This window comes from Shewanella sp. FJAT-51649 (genome assembly GCF_019457435.1).
GTDB classification, from domain to species: domain Bacteria; phylum Pseudomonadota; class Gammaproteobacteria; order Enterobacterales; family Shewanellaceae; genus Shewanella; species Shewanella mangrovisoli.
The window spans coordinates 2,209,294-2,225,777 of record NZ_CP080411.1; the positions used below are offsets into that span (position 1 = coordinate 2,209,294).

The following is a 16,484-nucleotide window of genomic DNA, read 5'->3' on the forward strand; positions in this document are numbered from 1 at the left end:
ACTCCTAGTGGTGTGAGTCTGGTTTCGGGTAGTCGTAACCAGAGACAATTGAGTCGACAGAGTTATGTTTGAAGCGTATCCCTGACCAAACCGCCATATAGACGTGGATAACCACAAAGATAACGAATGCCCAAGTGAGGTAGTGGTGCCAAATTCTCACCTGAGCCAGTCCACCCATTTGCGCCGTGATCCAAGCTGCGCTGCTCCAAAGCATGCCACCTAAACCTTCATGGTAGACGTTGGCATACAGCACGAGTCCAGTAATACATATCACAAGTGCCACGAAGGAGATTGCTACGTAGGTCACAAATTGCAGCGGTCCATAAACACCGGCTTTATGCAAGTGTCCCATCCAAATGTAGGATTTCAGTTGGGTGATCCAGCTCTTAACGCTCATCACATCACGGAATGAGCGCCGCTCGATATCACTTCGACTGAAAAAATACAGGTAGAAGCGGGCCAAGGTGACTGCGGTCAACACAAAACCGCAGATCAAATGGGCAAAGCGGATCCAGCCTTGTACCAATACATCCGTGCTGTCGGGCGCCACAAGAAACGGCCAAGCAATATAGAATCCGGTGATCACCAGCACTAAAATGGTCAGTGCCCGTAGCCAGTGGAAAATCCGTATCGCGGGACTAAAAACCAGTGTCCGAATGCGGGTTTCAGAATGGTTCATGTTGCGTTCCCTCCCTCGTTGTTATTGACCATTGGGGCTGACACGGAACTCGCTCAATGCTTGACCTTTGAAATCCATCACGTGTACAGAACACGCCATACAAGGGTCGAATGAGTGAATAATACGTATCACCTCAAGGGGTTTAGTGGGATCTTCCAGTTTTAAGCCAATCAGTGAGGCTTCATAGGGACCTATCTTGCCATTAGCATCTACAGGGCCTGCGTTCCAGGTGGTGGGCACGACGGCTTGATAGTTCTCAATGACGCCGTTTTTGATGCGGATCCAGTGGCTTAACATGCCGCGTGGCGCTTCAATCATGGCGTGACCCACGTATTCCTTACTCGGATCAATGTGAGGCTTCACATAGGTGGTTTCATCGGATTGAATATTAGTGAGCAGGGCATCGAAGGTTTTGAGGCCTTCCTGCGCCACGATAACCGTTTGCAGCATACGCGCAGCGGTGCGGCCCAGTGTGGTAAACAGTGCTTCAACGGGCAAACCAGTACGGGCTAATAACGCATTCACGGCATCGACCACTACCTTATTGCCACGGGCATAGCTCACCAGCAGGCAGGACAATGGACCCACTTCGACGGGTTCGCCTTGGTAACGTGGCGATTTCACCCAAGAGTATTTACCATCGCCATCTAAGGTCGGCAGTTTGCCGTAAACGGTATCCCGCTCAACAAAGCCGGTGTAGTTAGGAATAGTGGTACCGTCGTAGGGATGTTGCGGCGCATCGGCGGTGTACCATGCATGGCTTACGTCTTCGGCGATAAGTTCAGGGTTAATGTCGCTCACACCCGCTAAGTCGCCCTTCATGATCACGCCTTGGTCGAACAGGTATTCGCCATTGGCGAGCACAAAGTCATTGGTTGCCATGAAGTTTTTAACGTTCACGCCGCCAAGTACACTGGCTTCGCCACCAAAGGCTTCCGCCGCCATCACGATATCGGCTTGATAGGCGCGCAGGATAAAGTCGGTCACTATCGCGTGTTTTTGCTTCCATTCCTGCAGGCGCGCAGGGCTTAGCATGTCGCGCACTGAGGTCACACCGCCCACAACCAATGATTGTGGATGTGGCTGCTTACCGCCGAAAATCGCCAGCATTTCTGCGGCAACCCGTTGCACTTCAAGGGCCTTGAGATAGTGCGACAGGGCAATCAGGTTTTGCTCTGAGGTAAATTTATAGGTGCCATTGCCCCAGTAAGCGTTAGCGAAGGGGCCGAGTTTGCCTGTTTCGACAAAGCCTTTCACCCGCTCTTGCACTGCTCTTAATTCACCTTCGCCCGCAGCAATCGGCTTGTCGGTATATTTAAGGGCAACCTGTGCAGCCTTGGCGGGATCGGCACTTAAAGCTGACACAACATCCACCCAGTCTAAACCGTGTAGATGATAGAAATGCACTATATGGTCATGCATATAGAGCGAGGTTTGCATTAAGGAGCGCAGGTATTTAGCGTTTAACGGGATTTGAATGCCTAAGGCATTTTCCACCGCTTCAGTACCACAGCGATAGTGGGAATAGGTACAAACACCGCAGATCCGCTGCACGATAAGACCCACGTCCATTGGCGTGCGGCCTTTCAAAATCACTTCAATACCACGCCACAGGGTAGAGGAAGACCATGCCTTGTTGATGACATTATTCTCATCAACTTCGACTTCAATACGTAAGTGACCCTCGATACGGGTGATAGGGTCGATAACAACGCGCTTGCTCATGGGTTATTCCTCCAGCGGCTTGGCAAAAATACTGGCAACGGCGTGGGCTCCAATGCCGACGACAGTCGCGCCTAAAATCACCGCACCGACGGTGTCTGCGGTCGCATCCAATCCATGGAGGAGTTGACGACCAAGGGGTTTTTCAAAATCGGCCATATCATCCCAGAAGTTAGGTTCTGAGCAGCCCATACAACCGTGGCCTGCTAACACTGGCCAGCTGGTGTGATGGTTAAAGCGCTCTGTGGGGCAGTTGTTATAGGTATAAGGTCCTTTACAACCTACTTTGTAGAGGCAGTAGCCCTCTTTTGCGCCGTGATCGCCAAACTCTTCAACGAATTCACCGGCATCGAAGCGGCCGCGACGTTCACAGTTATCGTGCACCCGTGCGCCATAAGCCCATTTAGGACGATTGAACATATCCAGCGCAGGCAATTTGCCGAACATGATGAAATACATCAGAGTGCCGACGATGTTTTTCTCACTCGGTGGACAGCCGCCTAAGTTGATCACCGGCTTGCTCACCACTTCGTGTACACCCTTGGCTCCTGTGGGATTGGGGTAGGCGGCTTGCACACCACCGAAGGAGGCGCAGGTGCCCACTGAAATAATCGCGGCAGCGCCAGCGGCGGCATGCTTGATGATTTCTAAGCCCGTATGACCTTTACAGCCCACGGTTAAGAAGCTGCCGTTATTGGCGGTTGGAACTGCACCTTCAACGGCCAGTAGATAACGGCCTTTGTAGGTTTCGAGGGCATGCTCGAGGTTTTCCTCTGCTTGCCAACCCGCGGCGGCCATTAAGGTTTCGTGATATTCCAACGAGATATGATCGAAGATCAGCGAATCTAAGTTCGGCGTATCGGCGCGGACTAAGGACTCAGAGCAGCCAGTACACTCGGCCATATGTAACCAGATTAAGGGTACACGGTCGGCCAGCTCGGCGGCTTCGGCGACTAAATTACTAAATGGCAACGGCAGGGCAAGCATGCCTGTCACCATGGCGCTCCATTTCATGAAATCACGACGGGTGATGCCATGTTGTTGCATTTTTTCGACAAGAGAGAGCTGTTGACGGGGAGCGAGTTGGCGCAACGCATCTAAGCGCGCCTTTCCCTGTTCATAGAGGGCTGCATGTGTGTCCATGGGTCAACCTTTTTTGTTATTTAAATGTAAATTGGTAAGGGTTTACATAATTGACATAGCAAGTTTAGGCCCTAGGCGATTGATAATTCTTGATGCATATCAAGAATTTTCAAGAGATGTGATGAAACTGATTTTGACATTTAATTAACATGACGCAGATCTAATTTCGAATTTGCTAATGAGACAAAATGTCGCACTTTTAACATTTTTTCCGTTAGAGTTCACTTTGTAATCAATTGATGTCGTAGGAATAAGTGGAACAACAGACTTAATTTATTCTTCTACAGTTTAAGAAAACCTTAAGATTCAGTTAATAGATTCAAACGCAATTGTGATGGGTGGAAGACGTATGAAAAAACTCTTGTTGTTACTCGGATTATTCAGTGTGGGAGCCTATGCCGCTCCGTCGCTCGATCACCAAGTTTTCGATGCGCAAAACCAAGCGGTTTCCTTAACCGAGTTTAAGGGCAAAGTGGTCTATGTGGATTTTTGGGCCTCTTGGTGCGGGCCATGCCGTAAGTCATTTCCTTGGATGAATGCGATGGCACAAAAGTACCGTGATCAAGGTTTAGCCGTGGTGGCGATTAACCTCGACACCGATAAGGCGCTTGCCGATGAATTTTTAAAGCAGGTTCCTGCAACCTTTAATGTGCGTTTTAACCCCGAGGGAGATGTGGCACGAAGCTTTGATTTATTGGGGATGCCCAGCAGCTTTATGTTCAATCGCCAAGGCGTTTTAGTTAAAAGCCATGTGGGCTTTTACCAAGACAATGCCGCCGATTATGAGCAAGAACTCATCAGTCTGTTGAAGGAGTAGTGTATGCGTAAAATCGCCTTGATTGCCGTTTCGTTGATGATAGTGGGGTTAACTGGTTGCTCAAGCTTAGGGGTGCAGCCGTGGGAAAAGGGGCAATTCGCCCGCGCCGATATGGCGCTCGATAGCGAAAAGTTAGACCAAGCATTAGACGATCATATCTATTTTAGTAAGGAAGGCAGCAGCGGCGGCCGTGCGTTCGCGGGCGGCGGTTGTGGCTGTAACTAGCCAGTATTGCTTGAACAGGTTGTGCCATAGATTTTCGTTTTTATTAGGTTTTTAGTCTAAATAAGCTTCAGTGACATAAAGGTGTTGTCAGCCATGACAAATAATAACAATAAGTTAGACTCAATAGCCCCACAAGTTATCCAAGCTAAACCGCAGACCAAGCACATTGCCAGCGCCTTGGCTTTAGCCAGTTGTGGCTTGTTTGTCGCTAATGGCGACGCCACTGAGCTTGCAAAAAATGCCGATGATTGGAAAGTCGATGCCGCGCTCATGTATTACGGTGAGCAAGACAGGGTGCAGGCAATCGAAGCCATTGGTACGGCGCAAAAAAACTTTGGCGACGATAGTGTGTTGGATTTAAAACTAGTGGTCGACAGTTTAACCGGTGCTTCGGCTTCAGGCGCGGTTGCCCAAAGCGACAGCCAAACCTTTACTCGTCCTTCCGGTAATGGCCAGTATAAAGTGGCGGCGGGTGAGACACCGCTTGATGATACCTTCCACGATACTCGAGTACAGGGCAGTGCTAACTGGTCACAGGTGCTTAATTCCGATTGGAAAGTCAACGGCGGCGTCTATGGCTCTAAGGAATTCGACTATATGTCGATGGGCGTGAATGCAGGGCTTGAGCGTGGCTTTAACAAGGACAACACCACGCTGTTTTTAGGGACGTCTTACAGCTTCGATGTGGTTGATCCCGTGGGTGGCAGACCGGTGGCCTTATCCTCTATGGCGATCCGCGATAACTTTACCACGGATGAAGCCTATCGCGCGGCATTCGATGCGACTCGCCAAACGAGCAGCGATGATAAACAAACCGTCGATTTGATGTTAGGTATTACCCAAATATTGAACCAGCGTTGGTTATTGCAAGCAAACTATGGATTATCCAGTGTCAGCGGCTATTTAACCGATCCCTACAAAGTGTTGAGCGTGGTGGATAATAACGGCACCACTGAGGACATAGTCTACGAGAATCGCCCCGATTCGCGCCTGAAACACAGCTTTTATGTGATGACCAAAGGCGCACTCGATTCAGGTGTTGTGGACTTTTCCTACCGCTATAGCACCGACGATTGGGATTTGACTTCGCACACCTTAGAAACCCACTACCGCTATTACTTTAGTGGCAGTTTCTACGGGCAATTGCACTTACGTTATTACCAACAGTCGGCGGTGAATTTCTATCAGCCGTTCCTGCTTGCCGATACGCCGCTACCCGAGTTTGCCAGTGCGGATTACCGCATTGGTGATATGAGTGCTTATACCATTGGGGTTAAGTTTGGCCACCGTCTGTCAGGCGGCCATGAGATGACGTATCGCTTGGAATATTACCAACAGGATCCGAAAAACAATGGCACAACGATCCCGGGTGAGCTGCAAAACTACGACTTGTTCCCAACCCAAAAGGCGATAACGGCGCAGTTTAGTTATTCATTTTAAAGGTATACTCTGTTACTGAGCCGCAAACAAAGCGCATCAATATGGGGCGTGTTGCCCATATTGAGCGTTACGCGAAGTACAGAATAAGGATACGAAGATGCCAGCAGTTTCCCCTAATGCGCCTTATCGACTCGTGCGCCGTGATTGGGGGTTTTTGGGCGAGTTTAGGGCCATGGCGAGTCCCTGTGAGCTATTGATTGCCAGCCATGATGAAGATATCGCCTACGATATGCTCGATATGGCGGCCCGTGAGGCGCGAAGAATCGAGCAAAAGTACAGCCGTTTTATTGAAGGCAATTATCTATGGCGTTTGAATCATGCTGATGGCAAACGTCAGTCAATCGATGAAGAAACCTGGCAACTGTTGGCTTTTGCGAAACAATGCTTTGAGTTAAGTGACGGGCTATTTGATATTTCGGCCTGCCCGTTAATGCAAGTGTGGCGTTTTACGCAGGACGCCAAGATGCCCGCCAAAGCGGATATTGAGGCTGCGCGAGCCTTAGTGGGATTTACGCGTATTGAGTTTAATTCCCAAGAGTTGCTGATGCCCCAAGGCATGCAGCTCGATGTTGGCGGTATCGCCAAAGAATATGCGGTCGACAGGGTCGCCTATGAGCTTGCCGAGTCCTATGCGGGGATTTCGGTATTGGTTAATTTTGGCGGTGATATCGCCTGTCCGGTGGCCAATGCTGTGCCTTGGCAAGTGGGGATTGAAGATCCACACCAGCTTGACCATGCCGCTAAAGTGCTTGCCATCACCCAAGGCGCCTTAGCGACCAGTGGTGATACTCGGCGGTTTATTGAGGTCGAGGGTAAACGTTATGGGCATATTGTCGATCCGCGTACAGGCTATCCAGTGAGCGGGGCACCGCGCTCGGTGACGGTACTCGGGCCAAACTGTGTCACTGCGGGCATGTTGGCCACCATGGCCATGTTACAGGGTGAGCAGGCCGAAGCCTTTTTAGCCGAGCAATCGGTTCAGTGTAGTATTTTTCGATAGGGCATTATCAATGCGTATCATGTTAGTGGAAGACAACGAGTTATTAGCCCAAGGGATTTGCTTAAGCCTTGCAAAAATGGGGATGCAGGTCGATCACCTAAGTAGCTATCAGCAAGCATTGGTGGGCATTAAGAATGAGACCTTTAGCGCCATAGTGCTCGATTTAGGCTTACCCGACGGTAATGGTAAGGAGCTACTCAAAGCGTGGCGCGCCGAAGGCGTTTCGATCCCAACAATTGTGCTCACGGCCAACACGGATTTTGATACCAAACTCGAGTGCCTCGATATCGGCGCCGATGATTATTTAGGTAAACCCTTCGATGTGCGCGAGTTAGCCGCGCGTATTCGGGCGATCGTCCGTCGGCAATATGGTTTAGATAATAACAGCTTGAATATTGGCGCGTTAAGTATCGACCTCAACACCCGCGAAGTGAGTTTTCGCGATCAAAATGTGCCTCTGTCACGCCGGGAATTTCAGCTATTGCTGGAACTGGCACAATCCGCAGGTCGTGTATTGACCCGTAATCAGTTAGAGCAGTTAACCTACGGTTGGGATGAGGTCGGCAGCAACTCGATTGAGGTTCATATCCACCATTTACGTAAAAAATTAGCCAACGACTTAATTAAGACGGTACGCGGCATTGGCTACACCCTAACCGAAGTCAATTAACCCATTAAAATTGACACTCGCGCAAGGATTTAAGTGACAAACTCGGCGTTTATCGGTATTTAGTAACTGCCTTTTAGGCATGTCTACTCTCACCATAAACGACGGGGACCACAGGGTGAATCGACTCAAGGTGCTGGATGTGTACTCATTACGTTTGTTATTAACCTTGCTGATGCTCTCGGGGATTTCAGTTTCCGTGGGCATTTCAAGCTGGTTCAGCACCCGAGATTCTAAGCATCAAATCGAAGAGTTATTTGATGCGCAGATGCTGCAAAGCGCGAAAATGCTTGAACTGTTCTATCACGACGAGGAAGCTTTCAAAGCGCCGCAAGAGTTGCCGCAAGTTCTCCATGTGCCCGACAGTCAAGTGAGCACCTTTGCCGAAAAAGCCGATGCGTTAAAGCTTGCCTATGAGCATAAACTCGCCTTCCAGATCTGGAGTGAGGCGGGGCAAGCACTGGTCTTTTCAGACAATATTGGCCGCCAACCCATCACTAAGTTTGTCCAAGGCTACAGCAAAAAAGTGTTCGAAGGGGAGCTCTGGCATGTGTTCAGCTTTTTTTCGGTCAAACACAAAGTCTGGATAGTTACTGCCCAGCAGGACGAAGTGCGCCAAGAGCTGGTCTCACAGATTATGCATAATGCCGTGATAGTACCGCTGATCGTGGTGCCCTTAACCTTACTTATCGTCAGCTTGCTGTTTTACATCTTGTTCCGTCCGTTGAAGTCCTTCGAGCGCGAGTTAATGGCGCGCTCGCCTAACGATCTCACGCCGCTCACTATGTCACTCCCAAAGGAACTTGTGCCCGTGCGCCGCGCGCTAAATCAATATATCAGCAGCATTGCGCATTTTATTGCGCGGGAACGCCGCTTTAGTGCCGATGCGGCCCATGAGTTAAAAACCCCCTTATCCGTGATTAAGTTACATCAACAGGGTTTAGAAGGCTTAGTGGGAGAGGGGGATGCGGAGCGCATCCACCTCGCCGCCATCGATGCGGGTGTGAAGCATATGAGTCATACAGTGGAGCAGCTCTTACTGCTTGCGCGGGTCGATTCGATTGCCGAATTGAATGTGCAGCCTCATCCGTTATTGCCGATGGTGGAGGATGCGCTGAACCAGCTAATGCCGCTGATCACCGACTATGAATGGAATATCGAAGTAGACGCAGCATTAACGCTCAACTGCGATCGCTTTTACCTGTTGATCGTGCTGAAAAATATCATCGAAAATGCCTGTAAATACAGTCCTGCTGAAACGCAAATTTGCATTAGTGCAGCGCTAACTGACGCTTATGTAGAGATCAACATCGCCGACCGTGGTCAGGGCATGACCCATGAGCAAATTGCCAGCGCGACGGAACGCTTTTACCGCGTCAATGAGAATGAGGGGATAGGTGCGGGACTCGGGCTTTCCATCTGCCACCACATTATTGATTTGCACCAAGGGCAATTGACGATAACGCCCCGCGAAAATGGCGGTTTAGTGGTTACCCTTTTATTACCTCAATAGTATCGTTTGTTTTGTTGGTACGCGCTTGATGCAATAAATTTTGTTGCAATAGGCTCGCGTATTGGCAGGCATCACCTAAGATTATTGTCAGCAGTCAGTTTGCAAAAGAGGCTGATTTTGTTTCTATAATGCGAACTAGATAGCACTTTACTCACATATGTTACTTTTAAAGATCAAATCCGTATGTTAATTCGAATTTGATATTCTTTATTGGTATAAGTATATTGCTAAATAGTATCGTGCAAAAGGAGTTAACTGCATCTTTATTTATGAGTTTTTTACTCCTTCTGATATCTTTCGCGATATGTAACAGCCTGTGTTTTTTTACCATCAAACCGCGGTAAAAAAATTTCACTGTGCAGACAAAAAACGTTGATTTCTTAGTTTATTTTTAGGTTACCTATCCTATGGTTAGCTTGTTGCGTTGCCAATCGTTTAAACCTTCTTCTTCACTCATTTGCTCACTGGCGCTTAGCGCAGCATTTGCGCTGTCGAGCACGGCATTTGCTGAAGAGACAAAGCCTGCTGAAAACAAACCCGCCACACCTGTGGTGAGTCCACCTAAGGCGACGGCTCAGCCGGCGAACAAAAATCAAGTGAGATTTACAAAAACGGGCACCTTTGATGGCGATTCTGTAATGAAACTGGCGCGTAAGCTGGCTTCTAAGCCCTATGTGGCGCTAAAGGATCCGCTGCCAGCAGGCCTCGCCAAGTTAACCTACGATGAATACCGCGACATTCGCTTTAACCCGATTTCGTCCATTTGGCGCGATCAAGGTTTACCATTTCAAATGCAAATGTTTCACCGTGGCTTCTATTTCCAAGATTTGATCGAAATTGCCATCGTTGAAGCTAACCAATCGACTCACTTAGCCTACGAGCCTAAGTATTTCACTGCCGGTGAAGTTATCAGCCAAGCATTGCCAAATGATGACATTGGTTACTCAGGCTTTCGCATTCATAACCAGTTAAACACCAACGGTGTGTATGACGAGCTGATGGTGTTCCAAGGCGCGAGTTATTTCCGTGCCTTAGGTAAAGGTAACTCCTATGGCTTATCTGCCCGTGGTTTGGCATTAAAAACCGCCGATCCAGAAGGGGAAGAGTTCCCTATTTTCCGTGCATTTTGGGTTGAACGTCCTTCCTACGACAGCAACCTGATCGTGGTGCATGCACTGCTGGATAGCCCAAGTGTTGCGGGCGCGTATCGCTTCTCTGTGCGTCCTGGTGACAACACCCAGATCGACGTCGAAGCGACCTTATTCCCTCGCGTCGAACTCAGCAAAGTCGGTCTAGCTCCTAGCACTAGCATGTTTTTACATTCACTTAATGGCCGCCACGATACCGACGACTTTAGACCTGAAGTTCACGATTCAGACGGTTTGTTAATGTTTAACGGCCGTGGTGAGCACCTATGGCGCCCTCTGGCTAACCCTCGCCAATTACAGGTGAGCGCGTTTGCCGACAACTCGCCACAGGGCTTTGGTTTAATTCAACGTGAACGCAATTACGCTTCTTATCAAGATCTCGAAGCCCACTACGAGCGTCGTCCAAGTTTATGGATTGAACCTGTGGGTAACTGGGGACAAGGTGCGGTCGTTCTGACAGAAATTCCAACAGAATCAGAAATTCATGATAACATCGTGAGCTTCTGGAAGCCGCGTCAGCCTATTCCTGCGGGCAGCGAGTATCATTTTGCTTACCGTATGAGTTGGGGCGAGGAACCAGCGGCGAAAACCAATTCTGTCGTGGTGAGTCGTACTGCCAGTGGTCGTGCCGACATCGCAAAAGCGACCCCAAGACGTTTGTTTGTCGTGGATTATCATCTTAACGGCGCCATGCCCGATGAATTACCACTCGCGAAGGTTGAGTCTTCCGGTGGGGTGATTTCAAATGTGGTTATTGCGCGTAACGCGGCTAACAATGGTTATCGCCTCGCGTTTGAGTTGGAGCCAGAAGATAAGGAACTTATCGAATTACGTGCCGAACTCAAGTTCTCAACACCGCGTCAGGTTGAAACCTGGCTCTATCGCTGGACGCTTTAAGGTCCATGACGGAGCAACATAATATGACTGTATCCGAGAATTCGGTTCTTGAGACTGAAGTGCTCGTGGGTGGTAGCGCCATGCCTAATGAAAGGCCTGGCGCGATGGAACCCCAAAGCTTAAGCAAAATGCCTGAAGGCTTCCCACGCCGTAGCACAGTGGCTAACGGCGTGCGCTCGAAGGTATCCCGTCGATTTTTTGTCGTAGGCGGCGCACTGGCACTGTCTGCGTTTGCTATCTACGAAATGGGCGCAGTATTCAGTATCGGCGGGATCACTCCCCTCGAATATCTGATGTTGGTACTGTTTGCGATTAACTTCTGCTGGATTGCCTTAGCGTTTTGTAGTGGTATCGCAGGCTTCTTCATGTTGCTGAAAAAGCCCAAGCCAAACGAGCTTGACCAGACTGAGTTACATACCCGCACCGCGATTTTGATGCCCACCTATAACGAGTCGCCTGATAGGGTGTTCTCTGCGGTATCTGTGATGGCGGAAGCCTTGTCGCAAACGGGACATGGCCATGCGTTTGATTGGTTTATATTAAGTGATACCACAGATCCTGAAATCGCCCTGTTAGAAGAGCAGGCGTTTTTAGTGCTGCGCCAAGAAACCCACAAACATTCTCGCGTGTATTACCGCCGCCGTCGTAAGAACGTGGCGCGTAAAGCGGGTAACGTGGCGGATTTCTGCCGCCGTTGGGGTTCCCGTTACGATCACTTACTGGTGCTCGATGCCGATAGCTTGATGGAGTCATCTACCATCACGGGCTTAGCACAACGTATGCAGGCTGATCCTGACGCCGGACTTATCCAAACCATTCCATCACTGATCAATGGCACCACTCTAATGGCGCGTCTGCAACAGTTTGCGGCACGTATTTATGGTCCTGTGATTGGTACGGGTCTAGGTTGGTGGGTACAAAAAGAAGGTAACTTCTGGGGCCATAACGCTATTATTCGTACCGAAGCCTTTATGGGCGCAGCAGGTCTGCCAAACCTTAAGGGTAAGCCGCCATTTGGTGGTCATATCCTAAGCCATGACTTCGTCGAAGCGGCGCTTATTCGCCGTGCGGGCTGGAGTGTGGTGATTGCCTACGACTTACCTGGCTCTTATGAAGAATGTCCGCCATCGATTGTCGATTTAGCCGTGCGCGATCGCCGTTGGTGTCAAGGTAACTTACAGCATTCCCGTATTCTGCCAACCAAAGGCTTGCACTGGGTTAGCCGTTTGCACTTAATGACGGGCATTATGGCGTATCTGTCATCGCCATTCTGGTTGTTATTGATTTTGACCGGTTTGATGCTCGCGTTGCAGGCACACTTTATTCGTCCTGAGTATTTTACCGACCAATTCTCGCTGTTCCCGACATGGCCAATCATGGACTCGGATAGGGCATTGAGATTGTTCTATATCACCATGGGCGTGTTGTTTGGACCTAAGATTTTCGGCGTATTATTGCTGCTAAAAGATGGCAATTTTGCCCGCAGTGTCGGTGGTCGCATCAAAGCGATTTTAAGCGTGATATTTGAGGTAATCCTCTCTGCACTGATCGCACCTATCATGATGTTCATCCACTGCGGTGCGGTGATGTCGATTCTGATGGGACGTGACAGTGGTTGGTCTCCACAGCGCCGCGACGATGGCAGCATGCCTTGGTTAACCCTGATCTATCGCCACCGCTGGCATATGCTGGCGGGCGTGATGTTAGGTTATGCGGCCATTTTGGACTCTTTGACATTGCTCGCGTGGATGAGCCCAGCCTTGATTGGTCTGTGGTTAGCCGTGCCGATTTCGGCGTGGACGGGGTCAATCAAAATTGGTGAGTTCTTTAAACGCATTGGCATTTTGGCCACGCCGGAGGAGCGTAATCCTGCGCCTATCTGTATTCGTGCTCAAGAGGCACGTGCCGCTTATCAGGCGCATATCGAGCAGCCTTGGACATTAGCGCAAGTGTTAAAAGATCCAGCGTTAATGGAACTGCATTTAGCTATGGTTGATAAGCAGCCACTGCGTGCGGCGGGTACACCCATTGAACCGGTTGAAGCTATTGTGCACGTAAAAGTGCATGAAGCGCAGTGCCAACAGAGTGCCTTGGCGTTATTTAACCGTCAGGAGATGGCGCTGGTGCTGGCTAATCCGCTGATGCTGCGAAGTTTACAAAAACTGCCAGAGCAGTTTGTGCCGGAAGACTTAGTGTCTTTCTGCTAGTGCGAACTTCAACCTAGCGTTATTTCGCTAACTCGATGAAATGCCACAGATGCCTATCAGTGGCATTTTTGTTTTATCCCTTTGCTGCCTGCATTTCGTTAACGGCTTCAGCTATAGTGAATACAGATCACTGGTGAATTGAGTGTTGATGTCAACATTCGCGGTATATCAGCTCAGTATCTGCAATTACAGGGGATGTTTATGATGCCTGTGAGTCGATTAACGCCAAATCCTACCAAACGAAATCGCAGTTGGAGTTCAGTTAAGCGCTGGCCACTTAGCACATTGCTGATGGGACTTTCGCTTGTGGTCATTGAATCCTATGCTGCTGAACCTCCAGTCACTGCACCTTTAAGTGTTGAACCACAAACTGGTGAGCTGCTAGCTGATGCACTTTCCTCTGAAGTCGCCGACCCTGACACTGCAGTTGAGCAAATCCTAGGGCAAACCTTACTCTTGAGTCTTGCCGATGTGAGCCCAGTTTTTAGCGCCAATTATCAGCAATTGATCCAGTGGCGGCAGAGGGCGCTGGATAATGAGGAGCAGGTGAAGCTTCAGCAAATGCAGCTACAACTGGATAACTATTGGCAGTATCTTGATGCCCAAGCTGAATGCATGACGCCATGCTCATCGGCAACACTGCTACCAAAGGATGCGTATTTTCGCGCTGTGGTCCTCAAGCTGAAGCAATTAATGGCGTTAGCGGAATCCTCTACGTGGGATACACTCATCCTCGAAGATAAGCTCAGTCCAGGACAAGAGAGTCCGCTCATCGCGCCGATTGCGCAGCGACTTTTCCTATTAGGTTTTCTAGAAAATATGCCTAGCACAGCTTCCGAGCCAGTATCTGAACTAGGATCTGAGCCAGTCATTAAGCCAGACACCATTTCACCAGACGCAACAACTCCTGCCGGAGCAGTCGCACAGTCGAAGCTGGTTGCAACTGTTAACAACCCCCTGCGTTATGATGATGCGCTGGTTAGCGCTATCAAAGCCTTTCAAACCCTGCATGGTTTACAGGCGGATGGGGTGATAGGTAAGCAGACCCTGTATTGGCTAAATCAATCTCCCTATGCTCGGGCACAGCTGTTGGCCAAAAATACCCTTAGGCAGCAGATTTTTACGCGCACCTTACCTGCAAGTTATCTGATGATAAACATCCCAGCATTTGAGCTGCAATTCGTCGAAGCGGGGAAGGTCATTCTTAATTCAAAAGTAATAGTAGGCAAAGCATCGCGGCCTACACCACTGTTAAGTAGTCATATCTCCAGCGTGGTGCTCAATCCTCAGTGGCGAGTGCCACGCACCATTGTCCGGCGCGATATCTTGCCCCATATACGTCAGGATGGTCATTACCTGCAGGATCGTGGGTTTGATGTCTACGACTATGACGGCGCGCAAGTCGAACATTCGCCGCAGGAGTGGCAAGAGTTGGCATCCAGCCATTTTCCCTATCGCTTAGTGCAGCGCCCTGGGGCGAAAAACGCCTTAGGTCGATATAAATTTCATTTCGACAACAGTTTTAGCGTGTATTTGCACGGAACTTCTGAGCCAAGTCTCTTTAAAAAGACCGATAGGGCCTTATCATCGGGTTGCATTCGGGTTGAAAAGGTCGAGGAGCTGGCCCGCTGGTTTCAGACTCACTTAGTTAAAGATACGCGTCTTTGGGACAAATTAGCGCCTAATACCACTCAATCCCAATGGTTTGCGTTGTCAGATACCATGCCGGTTTACACGGTTTATTGGACAGCATGGCTTGATGATGCTGGGCAAATTCAATATCGCAATGATATTTATCAGCTAGAGGCTGAGTTTACCCAGGCGGTACCTGCAGCAATTTTTTACATTCTATAACGACCTGAACTTTTAAGAGATTTTGAAATCTGAAATCTTGCGAGCCAGTCAAGGCTTGATCTGAATGGCGATTCAGTATAATTTGCGGTTTTAGTGTCCAAAAAACGAACAAAAGGTGATGATGTGACGTTACTTTGTCCTGCCCGTAGGCAGTTGTTGTTAGGCCTCAGTGGTGTGGCATTGTGTTCTTTAATTCCTTCTAAAGCGTTTGCAAGTCGGTCGACTAAAGGGGTTCGCGATCTCAGCCTCTATAATCGCCATACGGGCGAGCATAACAATGGTAGTTATTGGATTGACGGCCATTATCAGAGCGAAGTGTTGAATGATTTTAGTCATTTGCTGCGGGACCATCGCCAAAATGTGGCGGCGCCCATGGATAAACGCTTATTCGATCTGCTTTACACCCTTAAGAGCACCCTCAATACCGAGAACGAAATCCATGTGATTTCAGGCTATCGTTCGCCTAAGACTAACGCCATGTTGGCGGGTAAGAGCAGTGGGGTGGCAAAGAAAAGTTATCATATGCAAGGCATGGCAATGGACATCGCTATCCCAGGCGTGAACCTAAAGACCCTTCGTGATGCGGCGTTATCGCTTAAATTAGGTGGGGTAGGTTATTACCCTAAGTCGGGCTTTGTGCATGTTGACTGTGGCCCAGTCCGCCACTGGTAGTCTTATCGTTTTGCACTGAGAGCTGCTGATAAAACTGCAGCTCGAGTGCTTGAATATCCTGCAAATAATGTTTTAACAGCGGCAAAAAGAGTTGCCCAAGCTTGTTCATTTCCCGATGTTGTTGCCAGTCGTTCACATGCTGATTGAGGCACTGTGAAAACTTAAATTGCCTGAGTCGTTGGCCTTCAACGGCGGATGATTCACAAAGCTGCATCAACATCAGCAAACTGCGATTTTTTTGTTGAGTGCAGGCGAGCAGCTCTAACAGTTTCAATTCGATTGTGGTCTGTTGATAGGGTACAGTTTCGATAAGTGAGACGAGTTCACGGGCTAATTGGCATGAAAGATGATTTTCTTGTTGCAATAAATACAGCTCGTGACGCATGTTTGACAAGACTGAAGTGACAAAATTTGCCCGAGCTTAGCAGGCATAGACGGGCTTAAGTGTGATCAAGATCGCGTGTTTTTTGATTCAGATCAAAGCCGCTTCGGCTATGTAA

At 49.1% G+C, this 16,484-nt stretch carries 14 protein-coding genes; 10 read left to right on the forward strand and 4 right to left on the reverse strand.

Annotation, left to right across the window (positions count from 1 at the left end):
- Positions 1–4: 4 nt before the first annotated feature.
- Genes cybH through hyaA form a run of 3 tightly spaced genes read right to left on the reverse strand, consistent with a single transcriptional unit; the run spans position 5 to position 3,544 of the window.
- Positions 5–679, reverse strand: coding sequence for a Ni/Fe-hydrogenase, b-type cytochrome subunit (cybH, locus tag K0H59_RS09925; RefSeq protein ID WP_088211234.1), 675 nt, complete (start codon positions 677–679; stop codon positions 5–7).
- 21 nt (positions 680–700) lie between these two features.
- Positions 701–2,404 carry a nickel-dependent hydrogenase large subunit gene (gene hyaB / locus K0H59_RS09930; RefSeq protein ID WP_220055411.1) on the reverse strand — a complete coding sequence of 568 codons (1,704 nt, stop codon included), beginning with the start codon at positions 2,402–2,404 and terminating at the stop codon, positions 701–703.
- A gap of 3 nt (positions 2,405–2,407) precedes the next feature.
- Entirely contained in the window at positions 2,408–3,544 is a 1,137-nt protein-coding gene (gene hyaA, locus K0H59_RS09935) for a nickel-dependent hydrogenase small subunit (protein WP_220055412.1), read from the reverse strand.
- A gap of 349 nt (positions 3,545–3,893) precedes the next feature.
- Here hyaA and K0H59_RS09940 point away from each other — a divergent pair, with 349 nt between their 5' ends.
- From K0H59_RS09940 to K0H59_RS09985, 10 genes are all read left to right on the forward strand, one after another.
- Positions 3,894–4,361, forward strand: a complete 468-nt coding sequence (locus K0H59_RS09940; RefSeq protein WP_220055413.1) for a TlpA disulfide reductase family protein — start codon at positions 3,894–3,896, stop codon at positions 4,359–4,361.
- A gap of 3 nt (positions 4,362–4,364) precedes the next feature.
- Complete coding sequence (locus K0H59_RS09945) at positions 4,365–4,586, forward strand: DUF4266 domain-containing protein (RefSeq protein WP_011716884.1); 222 nt, start codon at positions 4,365–4,367, stop codon at positions 4,584–4,586.
- A 93-nt stretch (positions 4,587–4,679) separates the two neighbouring features.
- Positions 4,680–6,026 carry a DUF3570 domain-containing protein gene (locus K0H59_RS09950; protein ID WP_220055414.1) on the forward strand — a complete coding sequence of 449 codons (1,347 nt, stop codon included), beginning with the start codon at positions 4,680–4,682 and terminating at the stop codon, positions 6,024–6,026.
- Between the two features lie 97 nt (positions 6,027–6,123).
- Positions 6,124–7,026: an FAD:protein FMN transferase gene (locus K0H59_RS09955; RefSeq protein ID WP_220055415.1), complete on the forward strand. Its 903-nt coding sequence runs from the start codon at positions 6,124–6,126 to the stop codon at positions 7,024–7,026.
- 10 nt (positions 7,027–7,036) lie between these two features.
- Positions 7,037–7,696, forward strand: coding sequence for a response regulator transcription factor (locus K0H59_RS09960; RefSeq protein WP_011716887.1), 660 nt, complete (start codon positions 7,037–7,039; stop codon positions 7,694–7,696).
- Positions 7,697–7,811: 115 nt separating this feature from the next.
- Entirely contained in the window at positions 7,812–9,206 is a 1,395-nt protein-coding gene (locus K0H59_RS09965; RefSeq protein ID WP_220055416.1) for an ATP-binding protein, read from the forward strand.
- A gap of 407 nt (positions 9,207–9,613) precedes the next feature.
- Positions 9,614–11,251, forward strand: a complete 1,638-nt coding sequence (locus K0H59_RS09970; protein WP_220055417.1) for a glucan biosynthesis protein G — start codon at positions 9,614–9,616, stop codon at positions 11,249–11,251.
- A 23-nt stretch (positions 11,252–11,274) separates the two neighbouring features.
- Positions 11,275–13,458, forward strand: a complete 2,184-nt coding sequence (mdoH, locus tag K0H59_RS09975; protein WP_220055418.1) for a glucans biosynthesis glucosyltransferase MdoH — start codon at positions 11,275–11,277, stop codon at positions 13,456–13,458.
- Between the two features lie 201 nt (positions 13,459–13,659).
- Positions 13,660–15,312, forward strand: a complete 1,653-nt coding sequence (locus tag K0H59_RS09980) for a murein L,D-transpeptidase (RefSeq protein ID WP_220055589.1) — start codon at positions 13,660–13,662, stop codon at positions 15,310–15,312.
- A 123-nt stretch (positions 15,313–15,435) separates the two neighbouring features.
- Complete coding sequence (locus K0H59_RS09985) at positions 15,436–15,984, forward strand: DUF882 domain-containing protein (RefSeq protein WP_011622603.1); 549 nt, start codon at positions 15,436–15,438, stop codon at positions 15,982–15,984.
- Here the strand turns inward: K0H59_RS09985 and K0H59_RS09990 are convergent.
- Positions 15,935–16,369: a hypothetical protein gene (locus K0H59_RS09990; RefSeq protein ID WP_220055419.1), complete on the reverse strand. Its 435-nt coding sequence runs from the start codon at positions 16,367–16,369 to the stop codon at positions 15,935–15,937. The genes K0H59_RS09985 and K0H59_RS09990 overlap by 50 nt on opposite strands.
- Between the last annotated feature and the right edge of the window lie 115 nt (positions 16,370–16,484).